Below are 14,774 nucleotides of genomic sequence, written 5' to 3' on the forward strand. Positions count from 1 at the left end.
TTTCTTAGTATGCTAAGATAATGCCCGCTTCCCAAATTTTGTCAAGTTGCTTGCGCAAATTTTAGAAGCGGGCATTTTGTCAATAGATGGGGGTGTTGGGCGAAAGGCCGATCAGCGAGCGGCCGAGCAACTCGGTCGCGGCGTCGAAATCATAAACGACATGGCTCGCCATCACATTGACGTCGCGCAGCGCGCGCTGGAGCGGGCTGCTCGTCATATGCGCGCTCGACCCCGCCCCCTCGACGAGCAGGCGGATCGCGTCGCGGCACAGATCCATCGCGAGCGCGACCTGCGCGCGGAGCGCGATGCGGTCCTCGTTGCTGACCAACCCGCTCCCCGCCGCCTCGGTCAGCGCGACGTTGCGCCGCCCGACCTCGCGCAGGATCATCTCGGCCGTCTCGGTCTTTGCCGCCGCTTCGCCGAGCCGCATGTGCGCCGAGGCCTTCTCGTTCTGCTTGACCGTCGTGCCCAGCATCGTGCGCACCCCGATGCGCTCGCGGAAATGATCGACCGCCGAGCGCGCGACGCCCACCGCGCCGATCGCCGCGGTGATCGCGAGGAAGGGCGTCATCGGCATCCGGTAGATCGGATTGTGCGCGTGGATTGCCGCGCCGGGCGCGCAGCCCATGCGCATCTCGCCCATGTCCATCACCCGATGCTCGGGAACGAAGACGTCGTCGCAGCGGATGTCGTTGCTGCCCGTCCCGATCATCCCGTCGACATGCCAGGTGTCGAGAACCTCGATATCCTCCGCCGGGAGCGCGAGGAAAAGCTGCCGCGGCGGGTTTTCGCCCGGAATCATGCCGGTGATCATCACCCAGTCGGCGTGCATGACGCCCGTGCCCCATTTCCAGCGGCCCGACAGGCGGTAGCCGCCCTCGACCGGCTGCGCGACGCCCGGCGGGTTGGTGGCGCCCGGCGCGATGATATAGGGAAAATCGCCGCCGAAGGTCTCGTCCTGCAGCTTTTCGGGAAATTGCGCGAGCATCCAGTTGTGCTCGACGCAGAAGGCGGTGACCCAGCCGGTCGACCCGCAGCCTTCGGCGATCGGCAGCATCGCGTCGATGAAGCTGTCGATGTCGAATTCGAGCCCGCCGTAGCGCTTGGGCACGAAATGATAGAAGACGCCGGTCTTGCGGATCGCGTCCCACACCGCATCGACGGGGCGGCGCAGCCGTTCGCATTCGAGCGCATGCTCGGCGACGAGCGGCTTGAGCGCGGTCGTCCGGCGCACCAGTTCCTCGGGCGTCAGCGCCTCGAGTTCCTCGCGCGACAGCCAGTCGCCTCCCTTCGGAATCCGGCGATCGGCGTAAGCCTCTTCCTCTGCCTTGCGCGTCTGAACGGCGATATTCATGACATCCTTCCTCCCGGCGAGCCTGAATCGGCTGTTGCGGCCAGAATAGGCCAGGGAGGAATATTGTCAAGAAACTTAACTAAATGATGATGGCATGAAGGGAGAATATCCCCTAAACCTCCTCGTCACCCCGGACTTGATCCGGGGTGACGAAATAAGGAAAGTCACGCCCCTTCTTCAACCTGCGCCATCACTCAATCGAAGCAAGCCTGCTAGCCGCCGCCTCGGAATCCGCCTCTTCCAGCGCCTCGGGCGGCACGCGCGGCGGATCGCCCCAGTCCATCCGCATCGCGTCGCGCAGACCATGATAGGCGGGCAGACCGATCCGCTCGACGAGCTTGAGTTCCAGATAATGCAGGGCCTTCGCGGCGGCACGGCGCGTGTCGTTCGCCTGTCCGGCGAAGCGGACGATCCGCGCGCGCCGGTCGTCGGGATCGGGCACGAGTTCGACGATGCCGCGCGCCTCGAGTTCGCTCAGCATCAGGCTGATCGCCTGGCGCGTCACGCCGAGATTGCGGGCAATGCGCGTCGCGCGATGCTCGCCCGCCGAGATGTTGGCGATCAGCATCGACTGCGCGCGGCTGACGTTCGGGATTCCTGCTTCCTTGAGCGCGGCCTGAAGCGCCTCGTCGAACCAATAGACGGCGCTCAGCAAATTCATCATCAGATACGGGCTGTGCATCGAACCACCTTCGGACGCGCGTCGGGGCTCTGCCATAAACCGCATCGCGATGCGGGCGCAACCTGTGCGGCCCCGCCCCTACGGAAGCGCGTAGGCGATCACCTCGTCGCCGATCGGCGTCTCCATGAAATGATGGCCACCGGCATAGATGACGAGATACTGCTTGCCGTTCGCTTCATAGACCATCGGCGTCGCCTGCCCGCCCGCGGGCAGAACCCGCTGCCACAGCGTCTTCCCAGTCTTGAGGTCGATCGCGCGGATCAGATTGTCGGTCGCCGCCGCGATGAAGATCAGCCCGCTCTTGGTTACAACCGCACCCCCGTTATTGGGCGTGCCGATGGCGACCGGCAGCATCGAGGGGATGCCGAAGGGCCCATTGGCGCGCGCGGTGCCGAAGGGCCGGTCCCAGATGGTCTTGCCCGTCGCGAGGTCGATCGCGCGGATGCCGCCATAGGGCGGCTGCTTGCACAGCAGCCCGGTGAAGGGCAGCCGCCAGCCGGCGTTGACGTCGATCGCATAGGGCGTGCCCGCCTGCGGATCCCCTGCCCCTTCGGCGCCGCCGATCTCGCCGCGCGCCTGGTGCCGGGGGGCCCAGCCCTTCTTGTCGGCTTCGGCGCGGGGCACGAGGCGGACATAGTTGGGCATGTCGTTATAGTTGGCGACGATGACGCCGCGGACCGGGTCGACGGCGATGCCGCCCCAGTCGGTTCCGCCGTTATAGCCCGGATATTCGATCGAGCGTCGGTCGCTGGTCGGCGGGGTGAAGAAGCCCTTGTAGCTCGCCTTCCGGAACTGGATGCGGCAGATCATCTGGTCGATCGGCGACATGCCCCACATGTCGCGCTCGGTAAGGTCGGGTTTGCGCAGATCGTGCCAGAGCGAGACGATCTGCGTCTTCGCCCGTTCCTTGGGTTCGACCCCGCCGCCGGGAACCCGGATCGTGCCGACCGGGGTCAGCGGCTGCCCGGTCCGCCGGTCGAGGACATAGATGTCGCCCTGCTTCGAGGGGAGGACGAGCGCCGGAACCGCGCCGGCCGCGGTGGGGAAGTCGACGAGCGTCGCCTGCGCGCCGAAATCATAGTCCCAGACATCCTTCCTGACCGCCTGGAAGCGCCAGCGCGGCTTGCCGGTCGTGACGTCGAGCGCGACGAGCGAGGTCGCGTAGAAATCTTCCTGCGGGCGGCGCAGCGACGAATAATAGTCGGCCGCCGCATTGCCCATCGGCAGATAGACGAGCCCGAGCGCCTCGTCGCCCGATGCGATCGTCCACATGTTCGGCGTGCCCCGTGCCCAGGTCTCGCCCGGCGGCGGATAGCCGTTCCAGTCGGGGTGCATCATGTCCCATGCCCAGCGGAGCTTACCGGTGACCGCGTCGAAACCGCGGATCACGCCCGAGGGCGCCCAGCGATCCTGCCCGTCGAGCACCTGATGCCCGGTGACGACGACGCCGCGCACGATCGTCGGCGGCGAGTTGATCGAGACATAGCCCGCCGGCGTCTCGCCCATCCCGATCTTGGTGTCGACCTGACCGTTCGACCCGAAATCGGCGCACGGCCGGCCGGTCGCCGCGTCGATCGCGAAAAGCCGCGCATCGAGCGTCCCGAAGATGATGCGCGCGGCGCACGCCTGCGCCGCGGGCGCGTTCGGCACCGCATAATAAGCGACCCCACGGCAGGCGGCGGTATAGGGAATGGCGGTGTCGGGCACGCCGGGATCGAAACGCCATTTGCGCTTTCCGGTCGCGGGGTCGAGCGCGAGGATGATGTTCTTCGGCGTGCAGACATAAAGGCTGTCACCGACCTTCAGCGGCGTATTCTCGGCGCCATAGGTCTTGCGGATCTGCGGCGACGACGGAAGGTCGCCGGTGTGGATCAACCACGCCTGCTCGAGCTTGCCGACATTGGCCGGGGTGATCTGGTCGAGCGGCGAATAGCGCCGTGCGCTGTAGGTGCCGCCATAGGCGGGCCAGTCGCTTCCCGCCTGCATCAGCGCGGGATCGGTCATCGCGAGGCGCGCGGCGGGGAGCGATTGCAGCGGGCGCGGACTGTTGAGCCAGCCGAGCGTCACCCCCGCCACCACGAAGAGGAGTATCAACACCGCGCTGCTTCCGGCGGCGAGCCGCCAGCGGTGAGCGCGCGCGGAAAGCGACGCCATCGCGAAGAGCACCGCGACGAGCAGGACGAGCGGTGCGACGACACGCGGCACCAGCGCCCAGCCGTTGCCGCCCACTTCCCACAGCGCCCAGATGAGCGTGAGGAAGAAGACCGCGACATAGATCCAGCCGCCGAGCAGCCGTCCGCGCATCAGCAGAAAACCCGCCGCGAGCATCGCCGCGCCCGCGAGCCAATAATAGGAGGATCCGCCGAGAGCGGCGAGCCAGATGCCGCCGATCAGCAGCACGGCCGCGATCAGCGCGACGACGAACCCGACGGCGAGAGCAAGGAGCGGCGCCGGAAAAATCTCGCGCAATCTGGCCATTACCATTCCCCTTCTTCGGTTGAAAGAAATGGTCCTTTGACCGGATAATGCTCCGGCGCCTTAAAATGTTCCGCATTCCTGGCAGGCCGACCTCCGATCGACACCGCCGATCAGTAGAGATTGTCCTTATAATCCTTGTCGAGCCCCTTCTGCATGAATCCGGGAACCGAGACGAAAGCCGCCGCGACGCGCGCGCCGAGGCCCTTTGCCTTGTTGAGCCTGACGTGATCGGCGAACATCTTTGCCGGACGGATGTCCGCCGGCGCTTCGGCGGCGGGCCACAATTGCGCGCGTTCGAGCGCCGGACTGGCCCGCAATTCGATGCGCGGGGCTTCGATGTACGTCGCGAGCAGCGGCACCTTGCCCTGGACCGCGAAGCCGGCGAGCATCGCCTCGTCGGTCGTCAGGCTCGCGGTCCCCTGCACCAGTGCGACCTCGCTCGATCCGGGCACGAGCAGGACCGCCGCGATCCGCGGCTGGGTCAGGATGTTGCGGAACCCGTCGGCGCGCCGGTTGCCGGGGCGCTCGGCGAAGCAAAGGCGGTCCCGATCCATGCGCACCATCGCCCCCGCCGGATCGCCCTTCGGGCTGAGATCGGCGTTCCCTGCGGCATCGGCGGTCGCGAGCGCGACGAAGCGCGTCGCGGCGACGAAAGCCCGGGCATCAGCCGCGCGGGCCGCGGGGGGCTCCGCCTTCCAGAATTCGGAGCGGATCAGCGCCTTCGCGCAGTGGGCATAGCATTCCTCGACCGCGACGCTCAGCACGCCGCCGGCGCAATCGGCGACGCGGCCGTTGATCCGCAGCGTCTCGCCGATGCCGGGCACGAGGAACAGCGAGGAAATGCCGGCGCCGGGCCGGACGATGTGGGGATCGTCGAGGTTGTCCAGCGGCACCGCGAGGCGGTTTTCCTCCGCTTCGGCGAAACCCCGCGTTCCCCCGCCCAGCGTGATCGCCATGCCGCCCTCCGCATCGCAGCCCGCGAACATCAGCGGAGAGGCGGCGAGCCAGCGGCGCGCGCCGGCGTCGATATGGTCGATGACCTTCAGGTTCACCGCCGGGGGCGTCCGGCCGATGACCGCTTCGAGCGCGGCGACGGATTCGATCAGTCCTGCCATGTCTTCATCCTCTCCGTCCCGAAATCGCTGCACAAGTCTAATGCCTCGATTTCATATTTGCAAATGACTCGCATTAACATATTAAACTGCCGACCCCGTACCGCGGATCGGAAAGGCAAGACCATCTATCATCTCGTCGATCGCCCTATCGCCCTGCTCGGCAACAGCGGCCGTTTCCTGCTGTGGGCGATGCGCGGCTGGACCCACGCCGCCGAACGGCGAACCTGCCCGCCGCAGGCGCTGCGCCGCGGCTTCGCGAGCATGGACGCGCTGGCCGCGCTTCCCCATTTCCATGTCGCGATGGCGCTGCTCAACGCCGGCGGAATCGAGCGCCTCGCGCTCGCTCCCGTCGGCTGCCCGCGAATCGGCGAGGACGAGGCGATCCTGATCGGGCTGTGGCACGACGTCGCCTCGGATCGCGGGTCGCGCGCGCGATCGACGCTGGCGTTGATCGTCGAGCCCCGATCGGTCGCACCCATCGCCGCCGCCATGACCGAGGCGTCGGCCGAACTGACCGCTGCGGGCCTCGAACTCGCCCATCTCTCCCTCCAGACCACCAGACATCAGGACAATCGATCATCATGAGCGACCGTATCGCCGCCGCCTCCCGCCTTGCGCCTTCCGCCTCGCTGACCGTCGAGGAGGTGCTCCGCGTGCGCCACTGGAACGAGAATCTGTTCAGCTTCTCGATCAGCCGCCCGCCCTCCTTCCGCTTCCGCTCGGGCGAGTTCGTGATGATCGGCCTGCCCGGCGAGGGACGCCCGCTGCTCCGCGCCTATTCGATCGCCAGCCCCGCCTATGCCGACGAACTCGAATTCCTCTCGATCAAGGTCCCCGACGGTCCGCTAACCTCGCGGCTGCAGAGGATCGCGCCGGGCGACCCCATCTATCTCGGGCGCAAGCCGACCGGCACGCTCGTCGCCGACGCGCTGCTGCCGGGCAAGCGGCTGTTCCTGCTGTCGACCGGGACCGGTCTCGCCCCCTTCCTCAGCCTCGCGCGCGATCCCGACATCTACGACCGCTTCGGCCAGATCCTGCTCGTCCACTGCGGGCGCAAGGTCAGCGATCTCGCCTTTCGCGAAGAGCTCGAAAGCCAGCTCGCCGGCGACCCGCTGGTGCAGGATCAGGCGCTCCTCCAGTTCCACTATCTCCCGACCGTCACCCGCGAAGCCTTTCGCACCGAAGGGCGGATCGGCGCGCTGATCGAAAGCGGGCGGCTGTTCGGCCACCCGCTCGCCGGGCCCGACCATTTCGACCCGGCGATCGACCGCATCATGATGTGCGGCAGCATGGCGATGATCCGCGACCTCCAAGGCGAATTCGAACGGCGCGGCTTCCAGGAGGGCTCCAACGCCGCGCCGGGCGATTTCGTCATCGAACGCGCCTTCGTGGGCTAGGTCAGATCAACCCCGCGGTCTGCGCGAGCACCCAGAGCCCGATCACCAGGAACAGCGCCGCGGCGATCATCCGCACCTTCGCGAGATCGACCCGTTTGAGCAGTTCGTTCCCGAGGAAGATCGCGGGCACATTGGCGATCATCATGCCGAGCGTGGTCCCGGTCGTGACCGCGAGGACGCTGTGATATTGCGCGCCGAGCGCGATCGTCGCCACCTGCGTCTTGTCGCCCATCTCGACGAGAAAAAAGGCGACCAGCGTCGTCAGGAAAGCGCCGAAGCGCGGCTTGGGCGCTTCTTCGTCGTTGAGCTTGTCGGGAACGAGTGTCCACGCCGCCATCGCGAGGAACGAGGCGGCGATCGCGTAGCGGAAGATGTCACTGTCGAGGAAAGCGGCCGCCTGCGACCCGAGCAGCGCGGCGAGCGCGTGGTTGGCAAGCGTCGCGACCAATATGCCGAGGATGATCGGGACCGGACGGTTGAAGCGCGTCGCGAGCAATATCGCGAGCAGCTGCGTCTTGTCGCCGATCTCGGCGAGGGCGACGACCGCGGTCGACGTCAATATGGCTTCCATGAGCAGACTCCGGGGCCGGGCGGCAGCGCGATTCCAACGGTCATCGAACCCGCCGCCCGGCCCGGACGGAGGATCGATGCCATTGGTCTCGCCCAAGCGGTGACCCGCTTCCACCGCACCACGGCCTCTCGACCGAGCATGTTGACGCGGCGGCCCGCCCCGAAACGGGCGGCTGGCTACTCCCCAGATGACGGGGATGCGTTAGACGGCGGGTCGCCCCAAGGCAAGCCCGGCGAACGGGATTATTCGGTGCCGGGCTCGGGTGGTTCGCTGAGCGCGGGAGGGTCGGCCGGATCCGCGCCCGCCGCCTTGGCCGCGCGGTCGGCCTCGGCGATGTCGGCGTCCATCGCCTTCGCGCGCGCCTCGATCTCCTTCGCCGCCTTGTCGTAGCGCGTGTCGAAATCGGGTTCGTCCTTGCACGCGCCGAGCAGCAGCAGCGGAAGCAGGAGAGCCGCCGCGCGCATCAATAATCCTTGCGATAGCGGATCGAGAGGTTCGACTGGCCCGATCCGCCCGCCTGGCTGAGCAAGGACAGCGCGCGCGACAAGCTGATCTCGAGCTGGGTCGCGGTATAGCCGCGCGCGTCGGTGATCACCTCGAGATAGATGTCGTCCGAAATATACTGCCCCGCCGCGAGCGCGGTGCCGCGGCCCTGCGTGTCGTCGGGCCCCAGGATGCGCAGCCGGTCGATGCCGGTCGCCGACTGGAGCGCGCCCAGGGGGCTGAGCCCCCCGCCCCCGCCGCGCAGCGCATTGAGCGACGAAGCGAGCTGCACCGCCTGCAGCGGCGACAGCGTCGTGATCGAATCGCCGAACAGGATGCGCGAGACGATTTCGTCCTGCGGCAGGCCGGGCACGCTCGAGAAGGCGATCTGCGGGTTCATCGCGCGGCCGGAGACCGAGACGTTGACCGTCACCTCCTCGATCGTGTCGCTCGCGAGCAGGCGGATCGAGGGGTCATAGGCATCGCCGGTCGGGAAGGTCACCTTGCCGTCCTCGAGGTCGAACGAGCGCCCGGCGAAGCCGAGCGTCCCGCGGACGAGGTCGATCTCGCCGGTCACGCGCGGCGCCTCGGTCGTGCCCTTCAGCGTGACGTCGGCCTGCCATTCGGACTCGAGCCCCATGCCGCTGACATAGATCTGGTCGGGCGCGCGCAGGCGGATGTCGAGGCGGATGAGGTCGAACAGGCTGCCGCCGACCGCCGCCAGCCCGTCGCCGCTGATCCGCTGGCGTCCCGCCGGCGGCTTGCGCCGGACGCCGGTGAGCACCGGCACCTGCGCCGCGCCTTCGCGCACGATGCGATAGCGCGTTTCGGGAAGCCGCAGGCTGCCCGAGAGCAGCGCGGCCTGCCCCGCGACCTTTTCGAGCGTCAGATTGCCCGTGGCGCGCGCGCCGATATTGTCGCTGCGCGCGAGCCGCGCATTGTCGAGCGTCGCCGCGATGTTCATCGGATAGCCGTCGGCGGCGGCAAGGCTGACATAGCCGTTCGCCTTGATCGTCCCGTCGCCCGCGGTCGCGGTGAGCTGTTCGATCTCGAGCCGGTTGCCGGTGAAGCGGCCGTTCGTCACGATATTGGTGAGCCGCGTTCCATAAGTCAGATTCTCATAGGTCATGCCGTTGCCGCGCACGACGCCGTTGAGACAGGGGTCGGCGACGCGGCAGCTGAAATCGGCGGCGACCGCGATCGGCCCCGACACGCGCTGCTCGCCGGTGCCGACGAAGGAGAAGAGCGTTTCGGCGGGGCCGTTGTAGCGGATGCCGCCCGACAGCGGTGCCGCGTTGAGGCGCGTCGTCCACGACCCCGCGCCGGGCCCGAGTGGGCGGAGCGAGGCCTGCAGGCGCCCGATCACGCTGCCGCGCTTGCGGATCACCGCGCGCGCCTCGCCGCCGTCGGTGAGCAGCTTGCCCGCGAAATTGATGTCGACCGGCTCGCTGACCGTCGCCGCGGTGGTGCGGGTGAAATTGTCGATCGTCAGCCGCGCGTCGGCGCGCGGAAAGGCGTCGGCGCTCGCCTGCTCGAAGTCGAGGCTGCCGGTCGCGCGGCCGCCGAGCCCCATGTCGGGATAGACCGCGTTGAGCAGCGCCATGTTGACGCGGTCGAGCCGGCTCTGGAGCATGATCCCGTCGCCGAACCGCCCCGCGAGGCGCGCGCTGCTGCCGCGACCGAGATCGACCGTCGTCGGCAGCAGCTCATAGCCGTCGGCGCCGGGGATGATCCGCGCCGGCGAGGTCGTCTTGAACGAGATGCCCGTCGCGCGGCCCTGCACCGAAGCGCGCCAGAGCTCGGGCTGGAGGTCGGCGTTCACCGCGACGCGGAACGGCACGCCGCTCACCCCCTCGACCAGCGCCTGCGCCTTGCCGCGCCCGTCCTGATAATCGACCTTCACGCGCCCGACCGCGATGTCGACCTCGCGGATGCGCGTCGAGGCGAGCTGGATGTCGGCGATCACGCGCGGCCGGTCATAGAGGGTGACATCGGCATCGACGACCGCCGACCCGATCTGGAGCTGCGCGGGACCGGGCAGTGTGACATTGTTGGCCCGCACGTTGATCGCCGCCGCCTGATATTGTCCGTCGGCGCTGAGGCGAACGAGCCCGCCGAGCCCCTGCCCCGTCGCGTCGAGCCTCCCGACGAAGGGCCCCGCCTGGCTCTGGACCAGCCGCCCCTGCATCACGATGCCCGATAGATCGGCGCGCTCGACGTCGATCGTCAGCGGCCCGCTCGCGGTGAGCAGCACGACGTCGGCGGAGAGCGGACCGTAATCGGTGTCGCCCGTCGCGGCGAGCCGATAGCCGTTCGGCGCGCCATTGATCCGCGCCTCGAGATTGGCGAGCCCGATGCCGAGTCCCGGCCGCTCGGCGCGCAGCACCGCGCGCGGATCGCTGATCGTCCCCGCGACCTCGACGCCGAGCGGGCCATAGTCGGTCGAATGCGCGCGCGCGGCGAGCCGGATGCGGCCGTCGGGCGCATAGCTCCCCTGCCCGCCGGTGACGCGAAGCAGTGGCGCGCTGAGCCGGAGGTTCGAGAAGCGGACGATGCCGTCGGTGCCATAGCGCACGTCGGCGCTCGTCACCGCATTGCCGCCGAGCAGGTCGCGCACCCCCGAGTTGAAAAGCTGCGTCGAGCGCGCGCGAACCCGCCCGGCGATCGCCCAGCCGCCTCGCGGCTCGGTCTTCAGATCCATCTTCGTGTCGATGTTGAACAGGCCGACGCTCTCGATCCGGTAATTGTTGACGCGCCCGTCGATCGCGCCGGTGTAGAAGCCCTTGCCCAGATCGGCGACGATGATCGCCTTGGCGTCGATGCGCGGCGAGCGCAGGCGCAAATTGTCGCTGAGGATGCGGCCGTCGGCATAGGCGAGATCGCCGTCGAGCCGCACCGCGGTCAGCGTGCCGCCCGCAACCGTATCGAGCCCGCGAATACGCGCCGCGCGGCCCGCCACGGGGATCAGGATCTGGTCGGCATCGACGCGCGCCTTGCCCGAAAGGCTCAGCGCCTCGACGACGATGTCGTTGACCGCGAGCGTGCTCGCGTTCGCCTGATATTCGGCCGTCGGAAGTCCGAACGCGCCGTTGAGCTTGGCGCTCGCGCGCACGCCGTTGCCGCGCACCGCAGGAGCGACGGCGCCTGGGCGCAGCAACACGAAAGCGAGCTGGAGATCCTCGTAGCGGTTGGTGCCGAGATCGACGCCGCCGCTGATCCCGAGCCGGAACGCCTCGGATGAGATGCGCCCGTCGAGATCGGCCTTGCGCTCGGCAAGGCGCGCCTTGAGGTCGATGTCGGTCTGCGGCCCGAGCAGCGCCGCGGTCGCGCCGGTGAGCAGCCGCGACGGCTGCGCCTGCCCCTTGACCGCGAAATTTCCGTCGCGCGCGGTCAATGCGAGCCGCGCCAGCGGGCTCGTGCCGAGGTTCGCGGTGAGATTGCCGTTCCAGGCCGTCCAGTCGCCGCGCCCGTCGAGCTTCGCGGTCAGCGGCTCCTTGAAGCCGCCCATCGCCGCGAGCACGCCGCCTTCGGGCGCGCGCAGGTCGAGCGTCATCGCAAGCCGGTTCTTCTCGGGCACCGCGTCGAGCAGCAGCTTCAGCGTATCGCCCTTGGCGTTCGCGCCGATCGTTTCGGCATCGGCGGTCACCTGCGCGCGGCGGTCGGCGATCGCGATCTTGCCGTTGAGGCGCGCTTCCTGGCGCTCGCCGGCAACGGCGGGGGCAAAGACGATCCGGTCGACCTGCAGCTTCGCGACGTCGATGTCGATATCGGGCAGCAGCGGCTCGCCGGTGTCGGGGACCGGCTTCAATTCGGGCAGGCGCTGGACGTTGATCAGCTTGGACGTCGCCGATCGGACATCGACATGGTTCGACAGAAAGGCGAAGGGGCGCCAGTCTATGCGCAACTCGGGCGAGGTCAGGAAACGCCCCTTGGGGTCGGACAGCGAAAAATCGCGGACGATCATCTCGCCGTACAGCGACCCGTCGAGCCGGCCGATGCCGATCTTCATCCCGTTTTCGAATTCATATTTCTCGATCTGGGTGACGACGAAGCGCCGCCCGGCATCGCTGTTGAGCCCGATCAGGAACAGCGCGACGAGCGCGACCAGCCCGAGCAGCGTGATGCCGACCCAGCGCGCGATGCGGCGCGGCCAGGGATTGACGGCGAGGGCGCCGTCCTCGGCCTCGAAGGGCGCGTCGTCCGCCATCAGAAGGCCTGCCCGATCGAGACATAGACGCTGATCTTCGCCTCGCCGGGCTGGCGGTCGATCGGCGTCGCGACGTCGAGGCGCATCGGGCCGAAATTGGTGTAGTAGCGCGCGCCGATCCCCGCGCCGAAGCGCAGGTCGGAGAAGGTCGGGGTCGAACCGCGATAGACCTGGCCCGCATCGACGAAGCCGACGACGCCGAAATTGCCGAAGCGATAGCGCGCCTCGACCGCCGCCTCGTTGATGCTGCGCCCGCCGATCGGGTCGAGATTGGGATCCTTGGGCCCAAGTTGCTGATAGCCGAAGCCGCGCACCGAACCGCCGCCGCCGGCATAGAATCGCCGCGACGGCGCCAGCCGCTCGCGCGACGCGCCGAGGATCGACCCGACGCGGACGCGCCCCGCCAGCACGATACTGTCGGTGACGGGATAATAGCCGCTGACGTCGAGCCGGGTGCGCGCATAGGGGGTGAATTTGCCGCTCAGCGAGCCTTCGGGCTGGACGAGCGCGGTGATCCGGAACCCCTTGGTCGGATCGAGCAGGCTGTCGGTGCGGTCCATCCCGACCTGACCCGTCAACCCGAGGATATAATAAAGATCGCGGTCGCGCACCCCGCGCGTGAAGTCGTAATCATCCTCGCTCGTCGCGATCATTTCGACGCCATAGGCATAGGTGAATTTCTTCTGCCAGATCGGCGTCGAATCATAGCTGACGCGCGCGGCGAGGCGGCCGGTCAGCGCCTCGAAGGCGTTGTAGTTGCTGCGCGACGCCTCGGCCACCAGTTCGAAGGTGCGGTCGCGCTTGCCCGCGTTCGAGCGGCGGAAGGTCGCGCCGACTCCCTGCTCCTGCGTGCCCGCGACGCCGCGGATGATCAGCGCGCCTTCGGGGGGGAACAGGTTGCGGTGGGTCCAGCTCCCTTCGAGCCGGATGCCTTCGCCGGTGCCATAGCCGGCGCTCGCGGCGATCGTGCGCGGCGGGCCGGCGTCCTGCGTCACCAGCATCGTGACATATTCGGTGTCGTCGCCGGCGCTTTCCCCGGTCTTCTGCGGCTCGACCGCGACGGTCGAAAACAGCCCCGTCGCGACGAGCGCCTGGCGCAGGTCGTCGACCTTGCGGCTGTCGTAGAGCTCGCCGCGCTTGAAGCGCGACAGGACTTCGGCATGCTCGACGTCGAAGGCCAGGTCGCCGGTCGTCTCGAACCCGCCAAAGCGCGCGCGCGGGCCGATATCGACGGGCAGCGTGTAATCGCCGCCGCCGGTCGCGCCGTCGAGCAATATGTCGCGCTGGCCGATCTTGGCGAAGGGATAGCCCTCTTCGGGCAGCTTGAGCGCGATCGCCGCCTCGGCGCCCTGCACGCGCTCGGCGACGATCGGCTCGCCGACGCTGAGCGGAAAATTGTCTTCGATCAGTTTCGGCGGGACGGTCGGCTGCGCGTCGATGGCGATACTCGAGAAGGTGTAGCGCTGGCCCGGCGTCACGTCGATGATCGCGATGATGGGACCGCGCCGCCGTCGCGACCCGCTCTCGCTGCCCGTTGCCGGGGCGGCGTCCTCGACGCGCGGCGTCCGGTCGATCCGCGTTTCGACCTTGGCGTCATAATAGCCTTCGGATGCCAGGATGCGCTGCATCAGCTCGGCATCGGCCGACAGCCGTGCGCGGACCATCGCCCCGTTTTCGGCCTTGCCGTCGCCGTCGTAAAGCGCCGAAAGGTCGCCGAACAGATCGGCTAGGTCGACGTCGGTGGTCGCATCCGCTCCTTCGAGGCCGTTGACCTGGACCGTATATTCGATGGTCCGATGCGCGTCGGCATCCTCGGGCTCGGCGAACTCGACCGGCTCGACGTTGAAATTTTCGAGCGCCGGGAGCGGCGCGGCGAGCTCGCTGTCGGTGATCGGCGCGTCGCCGATCGGTTCGGCGGCATCGCCGTCGGCAAGCGCGGGGACGGGGGCGCCATCGACCGTCGGCGGCTGCGCGCCTTCGGCGTGGCCATCGGTGCCGGCCTTCGCATCCGCGGCACGGGCGGCCGCCTGGCGCCGCTCGAACTCGGCGATCGATTCGAGCGGACGGTCGAGTTCGGGGTCGTCCTCGGCGCTGATCGACGGGATCGCATCCTTGAACTCGTCGTCGCCGATGATCGGCGCGACCTCGGGCAGTTGCACGTCGGGCGGCGGCGGGGTGGGCACGGCGATGCCTTCCTGCGCGTCCGCGGCGGGCTTTTCCTCCTGGCTTTCGGCGGCAGGCGGCGGCGTCGGGGGTGGCGTCGTCTGCAGCGCCAGCGCGGGCCCCGCCCAGCCGATCGCGAAAAGCGAGGCGGACAGAATCAGCCGAGGGTGCGGGCGCCACGCCCGCCCGCGTTTCAATAAGCGAGGATTTTCAGAATTTTGCATCTGTGAACAGCCGATGCGCACTTGTGGCTTGCGCCGCGGCGGCGTGCAAGGCGATTTTGCCGGGGAAGGGTCGCACGAAACCGGCATTTGCGATGAAATC

General features: G+C 68.2%; 10 protein-coding genes. 2 read left to right on the forward strand and 8 right to left on the reverse strand.

Annotation, left to right across the window (positions count from 1 at the left end; translation table 11 throughout):
• Positions 1-79 precede the first annotated feature (79 nt).
• The 4 genes from CD928_RS19525 to CD928_RS19540 all read right to left on the reverse strand — a co-directional run bounded on the left by CD928_RS19525 (position 80) and on the right by CD928_RS19540 (position 5,629).
• A complete protein-coding gene (locus CD928_RS19525) occupies positions 80-1,354 on the reverse strand; it encodes a hypothetical protein (protein ID WP_095388772.1) in 1,275 nt (424 codons plus the stop codon).
• A gap of 190 nt (positions 1,355-1,544) precedes the next feature.
• Positions 1,545-2,036, reverse strand: a complete 492-nt coding sequence (locus tag CD928_RS19530) for a MarR family winged helix-turn-helix transcriptional regulator (RefSeq protein ID WP_176473644.1) — start codon at positions 2,034-2,036, stop codon at positions 1,545-1,547.
• Between the two features lie 78 nt (positions 2,037-2,114).
• Positions 2,115-4,514 carry a membrane-bound PQQ-dependent dehydrogenase, glucose/quinate/shikimate family gene (locus CD928_RS19535; protein ID WP_095388774.1) on the reverse strand — a complete coding sequence of 800 codons (2,400 nt, stop codon included), beginning with the start codon at positions 4,512-4,514 and terminating at the stop codon, positions 2,115-2,117.
• Positions 4,515-4,624: 110 nt separating this feature from the next.
• Positions 4,625-5,629, reverse strand: coding sequence for a pyridoxamine 5'-phosphate oxidase family protein (locus tag CD928_RS19540; protein WP_095388775.1), 1,005 nt, complete (start codon positions 5,627-5,629; stop codon positions 4,625-4,627).
• Positions 5,630-5,692: 63 nt separating this feature from the next.
• On the opposite strand from CD928_RS19540, the gene CD928_RS19545 reads away from it, so the two are divergent.
• The gene (locus CD928_RS19545) at positions 5,693-6,214 is read left to right on the forward strand and encodes a hypothetical protein (protein ID WP_255247261.1); all 522 of its coding nucleotides are present in this window, start codon (positions 5,693-5,695) and stop codon (positions 6,212-6,214) included.
• On the forward strand, positions 6,211-7,026 hold the full coding sequence (locus CD928_RS19550) for a ferredoxin--NADP reductase (protein WP_095388776.1): 816 nt from the start codon (positions 6,211-6,213) through the stop codon (positions 7,024-7,026). The genes CD928_RS19545 and CD928_RS19550 overlap by 4 nt, the downstream gene beginning before the upstream one ends.
• 1 nt (position 7,027) lies before the next feature.
• Here CD928_RS19550 and CD928_RS19555 read toward each other — a convergent pair whose 3' ends face one another.
• The 4 genes from CD928_RS19555 to CD928_RS19570 all read right to left on the reverse strand — a co-directional run bounded on the left by CD928_RS19555 (position 7,028) and on the right by CD928_RS19570 (position 14,647).
• Positions 7,028-7,597, reverse strand: coding sequence for a TMEM165/GDT1 family protein (locus CD928_RS19555; protein WP_095388777.1), 570 nt, complete (start codon positions 7,595-7,597; stop codon positions 7,028-7,030).
• 242 nt (positions 7,598-7,839) lie between these two features.
• Positions 7,840-8,061, reverse strand: a complete 222-nt coding sequence (locus tag CD928_RS19560; protein WP_095388778.1) for a hypothetical protein — start codon at positions 8,059-8,061, stop codon at positions 7,840-7,842.
• Entirely contained in the window at positions 8,061-12,287 is a 4,227-nt protein-coding gene (locus CD928_RS19565) for a translocation/assembly module TamB domain-containing protein (RefSeq protein ID WP_095388779.1), read from the reverse strand. The genes CD928_RS19560 and CD928_RS19565 overlap by 1 nt, the downstream gene beginning before the upstream one ends.
• The gene (locus CD928_RS19570; RefSeq protein WP_255247262.1) at positions 12,287-14,647 is read right to left on the reverse strand and encodes an autotransporter assembly complex family protein; all 2,361 of its coding nucleotides are present in this window, start codon (positions 14,645-14,647) and stop codon (positions 12,287-12,289) included. Before CD928_RS19570 ends, CD928_RS19565 begins: the two co-directional genes overlap by 1 nt.
• Positions 14,648-14,774 lie beyond the last annotated feature (127 nt).

Origin of the sequence: Sphingopyxis sp. GW247-27LB, from assembly GCF_002277025.1 — a bacterium.
In the GTDB taxonomy this organism is placed as follows: Bacteria; Pseudomonadota; Alphaproteobacteria; order Sphingomonadales; family Sphingomonadaceae; genus Sphingopyxis.